The 19,513-nt window shown below is 32.5% G+C and carries 18 protein-coding genes; all 18 read right to left on the reverse strand.

The window, feature by feature from the left end; all coding sequences use genetic code 11:
• Positions 1 to 297: 297 nt before the first annotated feature.
• The 18 genes from ACWZFG_RS06030 to cbiB all read right to left on the reverse strand — a co-directional run bounded on the left by ACWZFG_RS06030 (position 298) and on the right by cbiB (position 19,509).
• Positions 298 to 837 (reverse strand): hypothetical protein, encoded by a 540-nt coding sequence (locus tag ACWZFG_RS06030; protein WP_418626610.1) that lies wholly within the window; start codon positions 835 to 837, stop codon positions 298 to 300.
• Positions 838 to 1,111: 274 nt separating this feature from the next.
• Entirely contained in the window at positions 1,112 to 3,196 is a 2,085-nt protein-coding gene (locus ACWZFG_RS06035) for a polyribonucleotide nucleotidyltransferase (protein ID WP_177503928.1), read from the reverse strand.
• Between the two features lie 126 nt (positions 3,197 to 3,322).
• Entirely contained in the window at positions 3,323 to 3,589 is a 267-nt protein-coding gene (rpsO, locus tag ACWZFG_RS06040; RefSeq protein WP_147668692.1) for a 30S ribosomal protein S15, read from the reverse strand.
• 123 nt (positions 3,590 to 3,712) lie between these two features.
• The gene (locus tag ACWZFG_RS06045; RefSeq protein WP_455577247.1) at positions 3,713 to 4,633 is read right to left on the reverse strand and encodes a bifunctional riboflavin kinase/FAD synthetase; all 921 of its coding nucleotides are present in this window, start codon (positions 4,631 to 4,633) and stop codon (positions 3,713 to 3,715) included.
• A 103-nt stretch (positions 4,634 to 4,736) separates the two neighbouring features.
• Entirely contained in the window at positions 4,737 to 5,633 is an 897-nt protein-coding gene (gene truB, locus ACWZFG_RS06050) for a tRNA pseudouridine(55) synthase TruB (RefSeq protein WP_418627387.1), read from the reverse strand.
• Complete coding sequence (locus ACWZFG_RS06055; RefSeq protein ID WP_147668697.1) at positions 5,614 to 6,570, reverse strand: DHH family phosphoesterase; 957 nt, start codon at positions 6,568 to 6,570, stop codon at positions 5,614 to 5,616. The genes truB and ACWZFG_RS06055 overlap by 20 nt, the downstream gene beginning before the upstream one ends.
• A 4-nt stretch (positions 6,571 to 6,574) precedes the next feature.
• The gene (gene rbfA / locus ACWZFG_RS06060; RefSeq protein ID WP_147668699.1) at positions 6,575 to 6,928 is read right to left on the reverse strand and encodes a 30S ribosome-binding factor RbfA; all 354 of its coding nucleotides are present in this window, start codon (positions 6,926 to 6,928) and stop codon (positions 6,575 to 6,577) included.
• A 21-nt stretch (positions 6,929 to 6,949) separates the two neighbouring features.
• The gene (gene infB / locus ACWZFG_RS06065) at positions 6,950 to 9,148 is read right to left on the reverse strand and encodes a translation initiation factor IF-2 (RefSeq protein WP_177503934.1); all 2,199 of its coding nucleotides are present in this window, start codon (positions 9,146 to 9,148) and stop codon (positions 6,950 to 6,952) included.
• A 14-nt stretch (positions 9,149 to 9,162) separates the two neighbouring features.
• A complete protein-coding gene (locus ACWZFG_RS06070) occupies positions 9,163 to 9,480 on the reverse strand; it encodes a L7Ae/L30e/S12e/Gadd45 family ribosomal protein (protein WP_147668703.1) in 318 nt (105 codons plus the stop codon).
• A complete protein-coding gene (gene rnpM / locus ACWZFG_RS06075) occupies positions 9,473 to 9,739 on the reverse strand; it encodes an RNase P modulator RnpM (protein WP_177503938.1) in 267 nt (88 codons plus the stop codon). Before rnpM ends, ACWZFG_RS06070 begins: the two co-directional genes overlap by 8 nt.
• 2 nt (positions 9,740 to 9,741) lie before the next feature.
• Positions 9,742 to 10,806, reverse strand: coding sequence for a transcription termination factor NusA (gene nusA, locus ACWZFG_RS06080; RefSeq protein WP_147668707.1), 1,065 nt, complete (start codon positions 10,804 to 10,806; stop codon positions 9,742 to 9,744).
• A 28-nt stretch (positions 10,807 to 10,834) separates the two neighbouring features.
• Positions 10,835 to 11,281 (reverse strand): ribosome maturation factor RimP, encoded by a 447-nt coding sequence (locus ACWZFG_RS06085; RefSeq protein WP_418626833.1) that lies wholly within the window; start codon positions 11,279 to 11,281, stop codon positions 10,835 to 10,837.
• A 187-nt stretch (positions 11,282 to 11,468) separates the two neighbouring features.
• Positions 11,469 to 15,155, reverse strand: coding sequence for a PolC-type DNA polymerase III (locus tag ACWZFG_RS06090; RefSeq protein WP_177503942.1), 3,687 nt, complete (start codon positions 15,153 to 15,155; stop codon positions 11,469 to 11,471).
• Positions 15,156 to 15,214: 59 nt separating this feature from the next.
• Positions 15,215 to 15,820 carry an alpha-ribazole phosphatase gene (gene cobC / locus ACWZFG_RS06095; RefSeq protein ID WP_147668714.1) on the reverse strand — a complete coding sequence of 202 codons (606 nt, stop codon included), beginning with the start codon at positions 15,818 to 15,820 and terminating at the stop codon, positions 15,215 to 15,217.
• Position 15,821: 1 nt separating this feature from the next.
• On the reverse strand, positions 15,822 to 16,916 hold the full coding sequence (gene cobD / locus ACWZFG_RS06100; protein WP_455577248.1) for a threonine-phosphate decarboxylase CobD: 1,095 nt from the start codon (positions 16,914 to 16,916) through the stop codon (positions 15,822 to 15,824).
• Entirely contained in the window at positions 16,903 to 17,787 is an 885-nt protein-coding gene (locus tag ACWZFG_RS06105) for a GHMP family kinase ATP-binding protein (protein WP_418626881.1), read from the reverse strand. The genes cobD and ACWZFG_RS06105 overlap by 14 nt, the downstream gene beginning before the upstream one ends.
• A 13-nt stretch (positions 17,788 to 17,800) precedes the next feature.
• Positions 17,801 to 18,550 carry an adenosylcobinamide-GDP ribazoletransferase gene (cobS, locus tag ACWZFG_RS06110; protein ID WP_177503948.1) on the reverse strand — a complete coding sequence of 250 codons (750 nt, stop codon included), beginning with the start codon at positions 18,548 to 18,550 and terminating at the stop codon, positions 17,801 to 17,803.
• A 5-nt stretch (positions 18,551 to 18,555) separates the two neighbouring features.
• Positions 18,556 to 19,509 carry an adenosylcobinamide-phosphate synthase CbiB gene (gene cbiB / locus ACWZFG_RS06115; protein WP_418626880.1) on the reverse strand — a complete coding sequence of 318 codons (954 nt, stop codon included), beginning with the start codon at positions 19,507 to 19,509 and terminating at the stop codon, positions 18,556 to 18,558.
• Positions 19,510 to 19,513: the final 4 nt, after the last annotated feature.

A 19,513-nucleotide genomic window follows, 5' to 3' on the forward strand; every position in this document is an offset into this window, starting at 1 on the left:
TTTATAGAATGAATTTTTAGTAATGCTTAGCTCAGAACATATTTGAGAAATACCTTTGCCTCCTAGCAGGTATGCTTCAATTGAGCTCACTTTTCCTTCTATTGAAATCTTTCCTTTTCTGCCCATGAAAAATACTCCCTTCATAGAAACAGTTATATTATTTTAACTGTCTACTATAAAAGGAGCATATCAAAGACTTAGTGCAGGCATAAATGATAGAAATTCCCATGTTAAGATTGATTCTAAAAGAATGAAGACATCACTAGTCGTTCTAGCGATGCCTTTATTTTTAGTTGCTTAATTATATTTTTGTTGAAGAATTCCCTCTGTAAAACAATCCGCCATCATTAAGGCTTCCTGTTCAATTTGATCAAAAATTTCAACGCTGTCGCAATAACGATTGGTAAGGATCGCAGCAGCCTCATCTTTAGTTAATCCTAAATGTTCATACCACATTGCCTTCATTTTCTTTACAGACCAATAAGGATTGATATGGTTGAGAAAACAAACAATGTCATCTGCATTTTCATACCATTTGCATTCTTGGCGACTTGCTTCCTCGATATTGCCTATTTTTGCTGCATTGACTAAATTAGCTGCAATAATCAGATGATCGCGGATTAGACCACCAAATTCATTTGCATTTTTTCTCCCATAATAGCGGCAAAAAACTTCCGCAAAATCAGGTGCATTGCGCAGTAGACGACTTGATGAGCAATCTAAATCGGGTAAATTGAACGCTATCCCCATGATTACGATTCTAGTCCAGTAAACATGCTGTTCCCAAAGAAGTCTAAACTCATTATTTAATTCAATATTGCACATTCTATCATCCATAAAATTAACTTCCTTCATTTTTTTATACTGTATCATATGCAATTGTTCGCTGCTTGTTCTGCTTAAGATTAAAATTAATTTGGAAATTATTACTTGTACCGTATGATAGTGAAATATAAAAACAAAAAGCTCAAGTATGATACTTTTGTACCAATGCCTGAAGTTTTTTGAATTAATATTTTTCACGTATTTTTATATGCGTAAAATACAATTATAAATAAAAAGAAAAAACCGCTTAAACCCTTATAAACTAAGGACTGGAGCGGTTTTGTTTTTATTCTTCATCGTTTGGAAGTAGCACTTTGTGAGATAAATTAATACGCCCTTGACGGTCAATTTCAATGACTTTTACTTCAATTTCATCACCAATATTTACTACATCTTCAACTTTTGCGACTCTTTCTTTTGCTAATTGCGATATATGAATAAGCCCTTCTTTACCTGGTAATATTTCAACGAAAGCACCAAAATTCATTATGCGATTTACTTTTCCTTTATAAGTTTCACCAACTTCAATTTCCTTTACAAGTCCATTAATTATATCAATTGCTCTTTCTGCGGCACTAACATCTACGGCTGAAATAAATACTTTACCATCGTCTTCAATGTCAATACTTACCCCAGTTTCATCAATGATTTTCTTTATCATTTTACCGCCAGGTCCAATTACATCTCTAATTTTATCAGGATTAATTTGCATTGTTATAATGCGAGGTGCATATGGTGAAAGCTCTTTATTTGGCATTGGCATAATTTCTAACATTTTATCAAGAATAAAAGCCCTTCCTCGTTTTGCTTGTGCTAAAGCAGTTGCTAAAATTTCTTTTGTTAATCCAGCAATTTTAATATCCATTTGAATTGCTGTTATACCCTCTGTAGTTCCTGCAACTTTAAAATCCATATCCCCTAAAGCATCTTCCATGCCTTGAATATCTGTTAGAATAGTATAGTTATCTCCATCTTTTACTAATCCCATAGCTACTCCGGACACCGGACGTTTAATTGGAACGCCTGCGTGCATTAAAGATAAGGTGCTACCACAAACACTTCCCATTGAACTAGAGCCATTAGATTCTAAAACTTCTGATACTAAACGTAAAGTATAAGGAAACTCAGCAACACTTGGAATAACCGGAACTAATGCACGTTCTGCTAAAGCACCATGGCCAATTTCTCTTCTTCCAGGACCTCGCGATGGTCTTGTTTCTCCCACACTAAACGCTGGAAAATTATAATGATGCATGTATCTTTTAGATTCTTCGGTACCTAGACCATCAATAATTTGCTCGTCGCCAATTGCACCTAATGTAGTAATCGTTAATATCTGAGTTTGCCCTCGGGTAAATAAGCCAGAACCGTGAGTACGTGGCAATATACCAACTTCGCAAGTGATTGGTCGTACTTCTTCAATTTCACGTCCATCAGGTCTAATTTTGTTGATAGTAATCATTTGTCGAACGGTCTCTTTTACAATTTTTTGTAAAATATATTGAATATATTTCAAATCATCAGGAAATTGTTCTACAAAATGTTCAATCGTTTCATTTTTTACGGAGGTTATATTTTCTTCTCGCTCTAACTTATCTGAATTTTTTATTGCAACTGCTAATTTTTCAGTAGCATATTCGCGAACTAAATTATTAATATCTTCAGGAACTTCAAATAATTGAACCGATCTTTTTTCTTTACCAATCGTATTAACAATTGTAGTTTGAAACTCAACTATTTTACGAATTGCTTCATGTCCGAACATAATAGCATCTAAAATTATTTCTTCTGATAATTCATTTGCACCCGCTTCAACCATCATAACTGCGTCATGAGAACCTGCAACAATTAAATTTAATTCACTTTCATTTTGTTGAGCTACTGTAGGATTTAATATAAATTGTTTGTCTATATATCCAACCCTTACCCCCGCGATTGGTCCATTAAATGGAATATCTGAAATAGATAAAGCACATGAAGCACCAATCATTGCAATTACATCAGGTGCATTATCTTGTTCTACGGACATTACTGTTGCAACAATTTGTACATCATTGCGGAATCCATCTGCAAAAAGCGGGCGAATAGGTCTATCAATTAAGCGACTTGCTAAAATAGAAGATTCACTAGGGCGCCCCTCACGTTTTATAAATCCACCAGGAATTTTTCCTACAGCATATAATTTTTCTTCATAATCAACCGTTAAAGGAAAGAAGTCAACACCTTCGCGAGGCTCAGCCGAAGCTGTTGCAGTGACTAAAACTGCTGTATCGCCATACTTTATTAATACAGCACCATTTGCTTGCTTGGCCATTTTTCCTGTTTCAATGATTAATGATCTTCCACCTAATTGCATTTCAAAACTATGCATTCTTTCTCCTCCTACTTATACCTATCTATTCTTCAAAGATTATCTTCGACATTTTTTTTAGTATTTCCTTTTTTATATAAAAATAACCATAAACAAATAAAAAAGCGGGAATTTTCCCGCTTTAAATTATTTACGTAAATTTAATTTTGCAATAATCGTACGATAACGCTCAATGTCATTTGTACGTAGATAATTTAATAATCTTCTACGATGACCAACCATTTTCAATAGACCACGACGTGAATGATGATCTTTTTTATGCTCTTTTAAATGGTCTGTTAAGTAAAGAATTCTTGCAGTTAAAATTGCAATTTGTACTTCTGGTGATCCTGTATCACCTTCATGTACGCGATATTGTTCGATTAATTGCTGTTTTGCTTCTTGAGTTAACATTAAAATACCCTCCTAGTTTAAATAAAACCTATAGCCAAGAATAAGTTGGAGAATCAATCTTCCTCGCCATGGTCATGACATAAATTAATACCTTAGATACAATATCATAAAACGCTTGCAAAGTCAAATCCAAAAATTTTTAGCAAACAAAATATCATCATTTATTTGCTTTTTTAAACAATCTATATTTGCAAAACGCTTTTCATTTCTAATTCTTTTAAAGAATTCTATATTAATCGTTTTTTTGTACAAATTATTATTAAAATCAAACAAATGAGTTTCTAGATGTTTACTATTGCCATTAAAAGTAGGATTGACTCCAATATTTGTTATAGAAAAATAGGTAGTATTATTGACAGTTGTTTTAGTTACATATACACCTGCGGCAGGTAAAATTTTTTCTGTAGAGTCCAATATATTAGCAGTGGGAAACCCCAATAAACGACCTCTTTGATCGCCTTGACAAACTGTCCCATAAAATGAAAAAGGTCTACCTAATAATTTATTAGCTAAAGTTATGTTCCCCTCTATAAGCAAATTTCTAATTCGTGTGCTGCTGACTATTATGTTATCGTAATAAACTTCGGGATGAATATAGGCATTGAATCCAAACTTAGCACCTAGCTTTTTTAATAGCTGTGGTGTGCCTTTGCCTTTATATCCAAAAGAATAGTTCGGTCCAGCAACTAAATATTTAGGATCCAAATGCTCGCACAAAAGTGATAAAAAATCTTCTGGTGGTAATGAAAGCAATGATTTTGTAAAGGGAATATTAAAAAGAATGTCTAATCCTATATTCTCTAAAATCTTTTCTTTTTCAAAATTTGAATTAATTTGAGGCGGGCAAAGATTTAAATTAATAACTTCTAATGGATGATTACTAAAGGTAACTACTACGCTGATTCCCTTGATCGATTTTGCTAAGTCTACTGCTTTGTTAATAATTTTTTGATGTCCAATGTGAATTCCATCAAATGTTCCCAGCGCAACTACAATATTTTTATACTTATGCTTTAAATTAGTTAATTCGGTATATATTTGCATAAATTATTTGCCTCCCTTATAAACGTGTTTACCTTAATTACTTTTAATATACTATAGTAAACAAGAAAATCAACCTCTAATAGTAGACCACTATCGAGTTTGATTAGAGAGATTTTCTAACTAACACTTTTTTTGCAGTAAGTGTTCCAGATAAATTGTCATATCTAGCAATCCCAATAAAAGACTTATCCATATTATAAACTCGAAATAGTTGTGCTTTATTTATTAAATCTATTTTAACTGAACGGCCTTCTTGAAAATCTAAAATTTGCTTGAGGGATAAATTAATACTAGGTAAATGTTTTACACTGTAGTCTACATCTAGCAGTATTGATTTTTTTTGTTCAGCAATTTCTTTAAGTGTATATGAATCATTTAATGAAAAGTCTCCAACTCTTGTTCTTGTTAGAAAAGACATAGTAGCTGGAATCATTAATTTGTGTCCAATATCCATACATAAACTCCTAATATATGTACCTTTAGAGCAACTTACATCAAATAATAATTTATTATTCCTATATTGTATAGGTAAAATTTTTTTTATTTCTACTTTACGACTAGGAACTTCAACTTTTATACCTTTACGAACTAAATCACATAATTTATTACCATTAATTTTAATTGCAGAATGCATAGGTGGTGTCTGTATAATATCACCAACAAAAGAGTTTAAAGTATCTGAAATGACTTCAAATGAAGGTAATATATATTTATCAACCTTTTTTACAATCATTCCTGTGTCATCGCCTGAATCTGTTTCAAAACCAAATGTTAACTCAGCACGATAACTTTTATCAGCCTCAGACATGTATTCAATTAATCTAGTTGCTTTTCCAATTGCAATAGGTAATACGCCACAAGCTGCAGGGTCTAAAGTTCCTGCATGTCCTACTTTTTTTGTCTGATATACGCGACGAATAAAAGAAACAACATCGTGTGAGCTCATTCCTGGTGGCTTTAAAACATTAACTAATCCATCACTACACATCTGTTGCTCCATTCTTCATCTGCTTAGCAATTGTATCAATTAGTAATTTTTTTGCTTCATTAATAGGAAGTAGTATACTGCATCCAGCCGCTCGTTTGTGTCCACCACCATTGAAAATTTTAGCAATTGAACTTACATCAACTGATTTAGATCGCATACTTACCCTGCATAAATTATCTTGTACACATTTAAATAAAATTGCAATTTCAACCCCATCAATGACTCGTGGAAAATCAATGAAGCCTTCTGTATTATCGCAAATATTTAAAATATCCTCTGTAATTGATAATACTCCGACTTTATTATCAAGAAAAAATTCTAAACTTTCTAATGCTTTAATTAATGCACGCATATTTTCTAAACTTTTTTTCTCAATTTTTTCGGAAATCATATTTGGTGATACGCCCGCTTCAATGAGTTTTGCCGCAATCCTCATTGTCGAAGCGGAGGTATTTGCATATCGAAAAAACCCGCAATCTGTCGCAATTGCAGTATATAAACAAGTTGCAATGTCTTTGTTAAATTTACATTTTTGTGATTCTAAAAGCTCAAAGATAATTTCGCCTGTCGCGGCTGCGTCTGCATCTAAATATAAATAATCTGCAAATTTAATATTAGAAATATGATGATCAATATTTAAAATTGGAGCCTGTACCATTTGAGCAACCTTGCCAATTCGCTCTATATCACTTGAATCTAATACAATTAGTAAATCAGATTTAATTATATTAGATGGTTTCTGAATTAAAGAGATATTTGGCATAAAATTAAATTTTTCAGGAATATCATCATCTAAAATGCAAGTGACATTTTTTCCACAGTCTTTTATATATATGGCTAAAGCAAGTAGTGAACCGATTGCATCACCATCTGGATTAATATGAGCAGTGATAATAATATTATCACTGCTTTTTATAATTTCTGCAGCTTGAGATAAAGTAATGTCCATAGGATTAATTGGCCTCATTCTTTTTAATTTTATCAAGTAATTCTTGAATATGTACACTATGATCTAAAGACTTATCTATCTGAAAAGATAGTTCTGGCGTACATCTTAATTTGATTCTGTGCCCAATTTCTCTTCTTAAATAACCTAACGAACTTTGTAATGCTGCCCAAGTATTTTTCACTTCTTCTTGACTTCCTAGTAAGCTAACATAAATTTTAGCATATTTTAAATCACCTGAAACATCAACCTGTGTGACAGTTACAAATCCAATTCTTGGATCTTTTAATTCCTGTAAAATTATTTTACTAACTTCTTGTTTGATTAACTCTTGGACTTTTTCTATACGGAGCTGTCCCATATTATGCCCCCATTCCATACTCTAATTATTTATACTATTTGGTTTGATTTGCTCCATTGTATATGCTTCAATGATATCGCCTTCTTTAATATCCCTAAACTTATCAATTGTGATACCACATTCATAGCCAGCAGCAACTTCTTTAACATCGTCTTTAAAACGACGTAAAGATTCTATGATACCTTCATGGACTACAATACCATCACGAATAATTCGGATACTGGAGGAGTTCGTAACCTTTCCTTCTAATACATAAGAGCCAGCAACTAATGCTTTAGAAAAATTCATTACTTGACGAATTTCAACTTTTCCCTGAATAACTTCTTTATATTGTGGAGCAAGCATTCCCGTCATTGCAGCTTCTACATCGTTAATTGCTTCATAAATTACACGATAAGTTCGAATATCAATATTTTCTGTATCTGCAATTTTTTTCGCATTCGCATCAGGACGAACATTAAATGCAATAATTAATGCATTCGCAGCAGATGATAACATAACGTCAGATTCATTTACAGCTCCAACACCAGCGTGAATTACATTTACTCTTACTTCTTTATTATTATTTAAATTTAATAAAGATTGACGCAATGCTTCCACAGAGCCTTGAACATCTGCTTTAATTAAAATATTTAAATCTTTAATATTTCCTTCTTGAATTTGTTGGAATAAATCATCTAAGGATACTTTTTGAGAATGAGCTAGTTCATCACTACGTTTTTTTGCAATTCGCTTTTCAGCAATTGATCTAGCTAATTTTTCATCAACAGAAACTAAAATATCACCAGCTTCTGGAACATCAGCCAATCCTAAGACCTCAACCGGTGTAGAAGGTCCAGCCTTTCTTACTTTTTCGCCCCGATCATTAACCATTGCTCTAACTTTACCGACAGCAGTTCCTGCAATAATGGAATCTCCAATACTAAGTGTTCCAGCTTGTACAAGAACTGTAGCAACTGGGCCACGCCCTTTATCTAATTGTGCTTCAATAATAATACCTTGCGCAGCACGATTAGGATTTGCTTTTAATTCTTGAACTTCAGCAACTAAAAGTACCATTTCTAACAATTCTGTTATACCAATTTTTTGTTTTGCCGATACTGGTACCATGATTGTATCACCACCCCATTCTTCAGGAATGAGTGCATGCTCAGCTAATTGCTGTTTTACATGATCTGGATTTGCCCCTGGTCGATCAATTTTATTAATAGCAACAATAATTGGTACGTTAGCAGATTTTGCATGATTAATAGCTTCAATTGTTTGAGGCATAACACCATCATCTGCAGCAACTACTAAAATCGCAATATCCGTTACTTGTGCTCCGCGTGCACGCATTGCTGTAAAAGCTTCATGTCCTGGAGTATCTAAAAATACAATTTTTTTATTTTGGCAAACAACTTGGTAAGCACCAATATGTTGTGTAATTCCACCAGCTTCTCTAGATGTAACATGTGTTTTACGAATTACGTCTAATAAAGAAGTCTTCCCATGGTCGACATGCCCCATTACTGTTACAACCGGTGAACGTAATACTAGAGTTTTCGGATCATCAACAATTTCCGGAATCTCTGTTGGATCTGCTTCTGGTGGCAATTCTTCTACAGTAATATCAAAGTCAGCAGCTAAAAGGGTAGCTGTATCTAAATCAATTTCTTGATTAATTGTTGCCATAATACCTAGCATCATTAATTTTTTAATAATTTCGCTGACATCTCTACCTGTTTTTATAGAAAAATCTTTAACAGTAATAGATCCACCTAATTGAATTATTTTTGGTTTTGCCATTTCGATTGTATTTGGTTTTACTTGATTATTATGATTTTTTTTATTTTTATCGTTTTGATTGGATTTATTAAAATTTTTCTTTTTATTACGATTGTTAGTAGAACTTTGTTTATTATTCAATGTATTATTATTACCCTTACTATTAAAATTTGGTGACTTTTCATTTTTTTTATGGTCTAAATGGCTATTTTGCTTATCACTATGATTGGGCTCCGTAGCTTTTACATCTTTTTTTACAGCTGAGTTAGGTTGAACGATATTATTGGATTTTTTTACAGAAAAATGATTTTTTAAAATTAATTTTTCTGGATCTCCTACCGTACTCATGTGGTTTTTTGCTGCTGTAATTTCATTTTTCGTTAAAATATCCAATATAATTTTACTTGAAGTATTAAATTCTTTTGCCAATTCATATATTCTATATTTGGACATTGATCCACCCCCAATTACTCACTCTTATATAAATTAATTATTGCCTTTGCAAATCCATGATCATTCACTGCTACCGCCGCACGATATCCTTTACCAATCATATTACCTAACTCATCTTTTGTAAAAAGTTTTATTAACATTATATTATAATATTGCGCCATATTATAATATTGTTTATTAGTTTCATCTGAAACATCGTTTGCAACGATAAGTAGTTTTATTTTCCCGCTTTTTACTAGTTTTGCAATAGAAAATTCACCCGACGTTAGATTTCCAGATCTTTGTGCTAATCCTAATAAATTGGAAATTTTTTTTAACTTAGTATCATTCATTAGAAAAAATCCTTGATTGCAAATCATCATAAATGTCCTGACTAATTTGCATTTTAAATGATTTTTCTAAACGCTTTTCTTTATAAGCTTTACTAAAACATTCTTTATCATTACAGATATAGGCCCCACGTCCTGCTTTTTTACCAGATGTATCAATCAAAAATTCATTTTCCGGGGTTTTTACTATTCTTAAAAGTTCTCGTTTATTGTGCATAGTTTGGCATCCTACACACATGCGTTGAGGAATTTTTTTATTCATAGTTAAACCTCCGATGTTATTTCATCCATTTCTTGTGCGGCCTGTGATTCGCTTTTTATATCAATTTTCCATCCTGTTAATTTTGCTGCCAATCTTGCATTCTGCCCTTCTTTTCCGATCGCTAAGGACAATTGATAATCTGGAACAATAACTTTAGAAACCTTTTCAATTTCGTTGACTTCAACGGATAATACTTTTGCCGGACTTAGTGAATTAGCAATATATTTTACTGGATCAGCATTCCATTTTACAATATCAATTTTTTCACCTTTTAGTTCATCAACGATTGTTTGAACCCGCATACCTTTATGTCCTACGCAAGAGCCCACTGGATCAATATCTTCATCACGTGAATATACAGCAATTTTAGAACGCATACCTGGCTCACGTGCTACGGATTTAATTTCTACAATTCCATCATGAATTTCAGGAACCTCTAACTCAAAAAGACGCTTTAATAGGCCTGGATGTGTTCTTGACACTAAAATTTGCGGCCCTTTAGTTGTTTTCTTTACTTCAATTATGTAACTTTTTACTCTATCTCCATGTTTATATTGTTCAAAAGGTATTTGCTCAGACGGTGCTAAAATTGCTTCCGCTTTACCTAAATCAATAAAGACATTTTTTTGCTCAATTCGCTGTACGATGCCAGTTAAAATATCACTTTCTCTATTTGAAAACTCTTCATAAATGATTCCACGTTCAGCTTCTCGAATTCTTTGCACAACAACTTGTTTAGCTGTCTGGGCTGCAATACGTCCAAAGTTTTTTGGTGTAACCTCAATTTCAATTACATCCCCTACTTCGTAATTGCTATCAATTTTCTTTGCTTCAGATAACTGAATTTCCAAACGTTCATCTTCTATTACTTCTGCAATATTCTTTCGAGCAAAAACATGAATTTCACCAGTAATTCTATCTAGAGAAACGCGAACATTTTGTGCTAACCCAAAGTTTCGTTTATAAGCAGAAATTAAGGCTGCTTCTATTGCATCAAACAATACTTCTGATGCAATCCCCTTTTCTTTTCCTAATTGTTCAAATGCTTGCATGAACTCTGCGTTCATTTAAATCCCCCTTATTCAATTGTATATATTAAAATTCAACATATAGCTTGATTTTTGCAATTTTATCTCTTGGAATTACTTTGCTATCATTAATTATTAAATCAATATTTGTAAAACTAGTTAGTTTCCCTACGATAGATTTACTACCATCAATCGGTGCAAAAGTACTGATTTCAATCATATCACCTTTATGACGTTCTAAGTCTCTATCTTTCTTTAATACTCGATCAATTCCAGGAGAAGAAACTTCTAGATAATAACTTTCAGAAATTGGATCTAATTCATCTAGTTTAGATTCCAATTGCTCACTAAGGGATTGGCAATCTTCAATTTCAATGCCCCCAATTTTATCGATAAATACTCTCAAATACCAATCACGTTCTTTTACGTATTCAACGTCAACTAATTCTATATCTGTGTCTGCTAATAACTCAGCAACTAATTTTTCAACTAAATTTTCTATGTGATTTGCCACATAATCACCTCCCAAACTATATTTATTTTCCCTAATGCTAAATATCTTATACATAAAATTCCACAAAATAAAATACAGAGTATAAGAGTAAAGAGTGGGCTGTTACGCCCACTCTTTAAAACATCAATAATTCTCAATGCAAATATTATATCATTAATATTTATCATTTACAACCCATAGATAAAATTTATCCAAATAAGATAATTTGATCGGTTTCTGGTAAATGATCCAGACAACCATGTGCCTTTAAAATATCTATTGCCGTTTTTGAAATTTTAGCACGATTTTTTAAATCTTCAATAGAAGTAAATTCTTTTTCTTCCCTAGCAGCCACAATATTGTTAGCGGCTGAAACTCCTACTCCTTCTAACGATGCTAATGGTGGTAATAAAGAGTTTTGTAAGATAATAAACTTTTCAGGAGCTGAATCACGAATATCTACTTTTTCCAAACTATATCCACGTAAATACATTTCTAAAGCCATCTCTAAAACTGTTTGTAATCCTTTTTCCTTTACAGATAAATTATTCCCCATTTCTTCGAATTCTTTTAGCTTATCTTTAATGAAAATTTTGCCTTTTGAAATAATATCAGCATCAAATTCAGTAGCTCTAACAGAAAAATAAGCTGCATAGAATGCTAAAGGATAATGAACTTTACAATATGCAATTCGATAGGCCATCATTACATATGCTACAGCATGTGCTTTTGGAAACATATATTTTATTTTTTGACAAGACGCAATATACCATTCTGGAATGTTATGAGTTCGCAATTTTTCCACATCTTCAGCTTTAATTCCTTTTCCCTTCCGTACAGATTCCATAGTTTTGAAAGATAAAGATGGATCAACACCTTTATGAATTAAATACATCATGATATCATCACGTGCAGATATTGCTTCAGAAACTTTAGCAATGCCATTTTTAATTAGATCCTGCGCGTTGTTCAGCCATACATCCGTACCATGTGAAAATCCACTTATTCGAACGAGTTCACTGAAGGTTTTTGGTTTTGTATCGTCGAGCATCTGACGAACAAATTTAGTTCCAAACTCAGGTATTCCATAAGTTCCTGTTACACTTCCTAATTCTTCTGGAGTTACATTTAATGCTTTTGTTGAAGAAAATAAGCTCATTGTTTCTGGATCATCTAAAGGAATTGTTAGAGGATCCCGTCCAGTTAAATCTTCTAACATTTTGATTACAGTAGGATCATCATGTCCTAATATATCAAGCTTAACTAGACGACTACTAATTGAATGATAATCAAAATGAGTTGTAATTGTTGTTGAATTTTTATCATCTGCCGGATGTTGTATTGGTGTAAAATGATGTACATCCATATCACGTGGTACAACCATAATTCCCCCAGGATGTTGCCCAGTTGTCCTTTTCACTCCCGTACATCCATCGACTAAACTATTTGCATATGCTTTCCGTACAGTAAGTCTTCCTTCAGCATCAGAAAAATATTTACTAATATATCCATAGGCTGTTTTATCCGCAATTGTGGCGATTGTTCCAGCACGAAAAACATTATCTTTTCCGAATAATTCTTCTGTGTATTTATGAGCAACTGGCTGATAGTCGCCTGAAAAGTTTAAATCAATATCAGGAACTTTATCCCCATGAAATCCCATAAATACAGCAAATGGAATATCATGTCCGTTTTTGATTAATTTTTCATTGCACTTTGGACAGTTTTTATCTGGAAGGTCAAATCCGCCACCATAACTTCCATCGGTAATAAATTCACTATATTTACATTTAGGGCATAACCAATGGGGTGGCAATGGATTTACTTCTGTAATATCTGTCATCGTAGCAACAAAAGAAGATCCTACAGATCCTCGAGATCCTACTAGGTATCCGTCATCTAAGGATTTTTTAACCAACTTATGCGCAATAAGGTATAAAACGGCAAACCCATGTCCGATAATTGAATTCAATTCGCTTTCTAAACGGTCTTTTACTATTTTAGGCAAATCATCCCCATACAAAGTCTTTGCCTTAGTATAAGCCATGGATTTTATTTGCTCTTCGGCTCCCGGAATTTGTGGTGAATACAACTCATCAGGAATAGGTTTAAAGTTTTCAATTTTATCAGCAATTAAGCGTGTATTATTTATAACTGCATCAACAGCTTTTTCTTTTCCCAAATAAGAAAATTCTTCCAACATTTCTTCTGTAGTTCGCAGATATAATGGCGGCTGATGGTCGGCATCTGAAAATCCTTTACCGGTCATTAAAATTCTCCGATAAATCTCATCTTCAGGATTTAAAAAGTGTACATCGCAAGTTGCTACTAATGGTAATTTCAATTTTTCGGCGATTTCTGCTACTTTTAAATTAATTTTTCTTAGCCCATCTTCATCTTGAATTTTTCCATTTCTAATTAAAAATTCATTATTGCCGATTGGCTGAATTTCTAAATAATCATAAAATCTAGCGATTTCTAATAATTTATCATCACTCTCGCCATTAATAATAGCTTGAATTAATTCTCCAGCTTCACATGCTGAACCAAACAAAAGCCCTTCTCTATATTCTTCTAGTATTTTTCTAGAGACCTTAGGACGTCTATGGAAGAATTTTAAATGCGATAAAGAAACTATTTTATATAAATTTTTTAATCCAATAGGATTTTTAGCTAAGATAACAATATGATTAGATTTATTGATATCTTGTTCAAATAGATATCCTTCCATTCCGTAAATCACTTTGATTCCAGCTTTTTCTGCAACATCACAGGCCTCTGGGAAAGCCTGTACTACCCCATGATCAGTAATTGCAATCGCGGGATGGCCCCATTTAGCAGCGGTATTAATTAGATTCTTAATGGAGACAACCGCATCCATATTACTCATATGAGTATGTGCATGGAGCTCAACTCTTTTTATTTCAGAAGTGTCACTGCGAGTATTTGTAGAAAATCTTTGCATGCTATCAACAAACATGATATAGTCATTTGCATATTTATCATGCTGAACACTGCCTTTGATTTTTGCATAAAATCCAGATTTTATATCTTTTAAAATTGGCTCTAAAGTTTCCTTATTATCAAATATTCTTTTACAGCTAATTCCACTAGTAGCATCTGCAATATCGAATAATAATAGCTGCCGTCCTGTACGTAATTCTTTTACTTCAAGATTTACTATTTTCCCAGCAATAACAATATTCCTACCCTCATCTTGAATGTCAGAAATTATTTGCTCATTTTCACGAATTGGTTTACCAAAAATAACGACTTTATCTGTATTTGTAGTTTTTGCTGTCAATTCTTTTGTAGTATCGTTCTTTAACGCTTCTATATATTCTGGGGTCATAATATCATCAATAAAATCTTTATGTGGCTCGCAATTTTCTTGTTCCGTAATGCAATCAATTTCTATTTCCGTATTAAATTTTACTTTTATATAACTGCGAATTCGGTGAATAACTAAATGAGCAGTTAAAATTTCTTCTGCTAAATCACCATAAAGGTTTAATGTTAGCTTTCTACCATCAAAATTTCGCTTACTATTTAATAGTAAATGTTTGATTGTTGAGTTTCCTTCAGCAATATGTTCAATAAATATTCCCCAATTATTTTCAAAAAACAATTCGATATCTGCGTAAATAACATTAATTTGAACATTACTTATTTTATAAAGTTGTTGTAATTTTACAGCAAGCTCTTCAAAGAACTGTATAGGAATATTTCCATTTACAATAATCTCTATCTTCCAAACAGATTTCTCTATATCAAGTAAAACTTCTTGGATTTTACAATCACTTAAATCAAACCTTTCCTTGCTAGAAAGGTCTGTATTATGAATGATTTTTTTTAGTATATAAGGCTTATTTGGTCTAAGTGAATATGTATACATATATACCCCGCTTTTCGCATCGGTTATGACATTAAAATGTAATCACCTTGAATAAATTTTTATTCAAGGTGATGTGTATCGTTCATTAAAGTAAGAATTACATGATCTTCATAGTGCTCAATAATATTTAAAGCCGTATTATCTTGTTTAATACTCCAAACATATTTCAGTGGCATATGTAAAACTCCCGCTAATATTGTTCGTATTGCTGCACCGTGAGAAACAATAACAATATCTTCATTCTTATGTTTATTGATAAGATTTCTAAGAGCTGGCATTGTTCTCTGTTGAACATCAAAAAAGGATTCACCATCTGGAATACAAATAGCTTCGGCATCCATTGTAAACTTTTGAAAACAGCCTGGCCATTTTTTATTAATTTCATTATACGTCATTCCTTCCCATAATCCAAATGAAATTTCTTTAAAAGCAGGAAGAATTTGAGGTGATAAGTGGTGAGGCTTTGCAATAATTTGACCAGTATTTATCGCTCTTTTTAAATCACTTGTATAAACAGCAGCAATCTTTTGCTGTTTTAGTGCTACAGATAGAGCTTCCGCTTGCAAAAGCCCTTTTTCAGTTAAATCGATATCTGCATGGCCTTGATATCTAAAAGATAAATTCCAATGTGTTTGTCCATGCCTAACTAAAAATATTTTTGCCATGCTACCTCCTAGCCTCAAAAATAGTTTTTATTTCTCTTAATAAAATCTGGTTTTCTGCCTCTGATTTTACAGCTATACGGACAAAAAAATTATTTAGTCCAGGATAATTGCTGCAATCTCTAATCAATATATTCTTTTTCATAAGTAAAGTTTTCAAATGCTGTGCTTCCATGGTTTCATTTAAAATTTTTAATAGAATAAAATTTACCGACGGATTATAAATTTTTAGATTCGAAATATTAGCTAATTGATGAAAAAAAGAATCTTTAGATTTTTGCACGAATTGCTTTGTTTTTATTTGATACTCAATATCTTTTAAACCTGCAATGCCAGCTTTTTGTGCCAAAACGTTTACATTCCAAGGATCTTTTGCTAATTCTAACTTTTTTATCAGTTGCTCTGACATTGCAGCAAAGCCCAAACGCAAGCCTGGAATTGCATAAAATTTGGTTAAAGACTGTAGAAGAATTAAATTTTCAAATTTATCAAGCAGTGACCTAGCTGTGTACAGTGAATCATTTTTAACAAAATCTATAAAAGATTCATCTAAAATAATGTAGCAATTTTCTTTTTTCGCAGCGATAATGATTTTTTCAATTTCTTCTATTGTGAGTAAATTTCCAGTTGGATTATTGGGATTACCAATAAAACATAGGTCTATATTTTTCAATTTTTTTATTAGTGTTTCTGTCGGAAATAAAAAATTATCTTGTTCGGATAAATAAAAATAGTTAATTTTCGAATGAGCTGCACGAGCTGCTCGCTCATATTCCGAAAATGAGGGCGCAAGAATAAGGGCTTGTTTCGGTCGAAGCACATGACATAATATGTATAATAATTCAACAGCTCCATTACCTATAATGATTTTTTTCTTATTGATCTGATAAAACTCTGCAATAGTCTTTTTTAAAGAATAACATGCAGGATCAGGATAGTGAATGATTTCTGCAATCGAATTTAGAATTGTATTTTTAACCTGGAACGATAATCCAAGCGGATTAATATTGGCACTAAAGTCTAAAACTTTTGCTTCAGCAGAAGTTTTTCGCAAAAAACTATGTATATTTCCACCATGAATAAATTTATCTTGGTCCATATGATTTTACTACCACTCCTCCTGAAATGATCTGTACTTGTTTGATAAAATGAACGCTTGGAAAAGCTTGCTTAATAAAAGCTAAACAAGCTTTCATTTTCCCTTGACGAACTTGATCAAACATCATACCTAGAATAGTACCACTATGTGCGATGCTCACCCCAATCCCATCGTATTTCGCATTAATTTCAATAAATTCTTGTAAATAAGGCTTATATAAAATTTTCTGATTGGCTTTTGCACTTAACGTAGCACCTTGCCCAATAAGCGAGGAATTGCCTTCATAGATTCCTTTTTTTATCATTTTTAAGGCTTGCTTAATTTCAAATTCTTTAGATTGATTCAATAATCTTAAATCATTTCGTGAATTAAATTCTAATGTATTTATTTCACCACCTAAATCAAAAATTAAAATTGAAATGGGTGGACAACTTCCCAAGGTAGCTAATTTCATTCCATTTATATGATCAAATAAAACAAGATCTTTATAGAAAATCCCATCCGTTGGTTCTATTTGCGCAGCGATTTTGGCAATTTCATTTGGTGTCAAAATTTTTCCAGTTGCTATAGCTACAGCTTGACAAATAGCACTAATATCAGCACTACTAGAAGCCATTCCCTTTCCTTTTGGCAATTGTGAATATAATGATAAAGAATAGTGGAAATCTGAAACTTTTAAATATTTTAAAGTATTATATAAGGCTAGTTCAGCTTTCGGTTCTAAAGAGAAACTATTGTTGTTTACCTGAGACATTGTAACGATAACGTTAGAATACATATTAATTGGACAACTGACAAGAAAATTCTGCCCATCTAAGGTCCCTTGAATTAACTCTCCACAAGAACCAGGAGCTGAAACACATATCTTCATACTCATCTCCAATCTACTTTAAAAAAGCTAAAAGTACAATTACTTCGCTAAGCTCAGTTATCGCACCATAGACATCTCCTGTTAATCCGCCTAACAATCGAGTAACATATCGACAAAAAAAGATCGTAAAAAGTCCTGTAATCACCAAACTGAAATAGGCTTTGATTCCAAATGGCAATACTAGAAATATAGTAAATATAAATGCTATCCATAGAGTTTTTTTTGTAACATATTCAGCAAAATATCTTCCTAATCCTTCACGTCGAGCATAAGGAAATGTCGTTATCCCTATAACCATCATAAATCTTGCTATAACTGGCATAAGAAAAACAGTCGTGACAATTTGATTTGTTTGCGCGATTTCAAAGAATAATGACCATTTAAATAACACCAATAGTACAAAGCCAACAATCCCATTTGCACCAACACGACTATCCTTCATAATCACCAGCATTTTTTCACGGTCTCGCCCAGAAAAAATTCCATCCATCGTATCCATAAAACCATCACAGTGTAATGCGCCAGTGAAAAAAACCCATAAAAAAATCATTGTTGTTGCATATATTACTTCTGAAATGTGAATTCCTAAAGTAGGCAAATATTCTAAAATAAGATAAGTATATAATGCAAATAAAATCCCAAGCGCAGCTCCTACTAAAGGAAAAAATTTTACACTTCCACTAAAATTTCTTGCTGACCATTCTTTTTCTTCAATTAATCGTAATCTAGTTAAAAACTGTAATCCAGTAATAAAATGTCGCATATTTTTTAACCTCGCCAAAAATAACCTATTGCTGCTACCCAAACTAAAAATAATATCGTTACACCATACATAATGTAAATCGTATGGGTAATATGCATTGGAAGTAGTTCGTTTTTCTTTTCTCCCATATACGCCCGAAAAGAAGGAGTACCAAAGTAATAATTTAGTCCACCAAGTTGAACTCCTAATGCTCCTGCTACTCCAGCCTCACTATAGCCACTATTGGGGCTAGGATGTTTTTTCGCATCTTGACCTATTGAACGATAGGCTTGCTTAAAATCAAACTGTAAACAAAATGCAACAATGATAATCATAATCGCAGTAAGTCTCGCCGGAATATAATTAAATAAATCATCTAATTTAGCTGCGAACATGCCAAAGTCTATGTATTTATCATTTTTATAAGCAATCATTGAATCTAAAGTGTTTACTGTACGATAAAAGACAGCAAAGACTACACCGCCAATAAAATAATAACATAGTGGCGAAATAATTCCATCCACAATATTTTCAGCTATTGTTTCCACTGTTGCACGTGTAATATTGGCTTGATCAAGATTTTTTGTATCTCTGCCGACAATCCAACCAACTTTTATTCGAGCGTTCTCCAAGTCATTACGTAATAAATAATTTCGTATCTCAATTCCAGCTTGCGCTAAACTGCGTGGCGATATCGTAAAGCTTAATAAAATGATATTAGCTAAATAAAAAATCCATAGATTTAAATTGTACAAATAATGTAAGAAACTCCAGGTAATACTCGTTACGATTGTTAAGGCGGAAATTACCAAAAGCACTCCAGATAAGCGTTTTTTCGTTTTTCCATCAGAACTATTTAATAAAAATTTTTCTAAAATAGAAATTAAATTACCAATTAAGACTACTGGATGAAACTTGCTACGCGGATCTCCAATAAAAATATCAAATATAAATGCTAGAACAGCTATATTGATTATCATTTTA

The organism is Anaerosinus sp. (assembly GCF_965318445.1).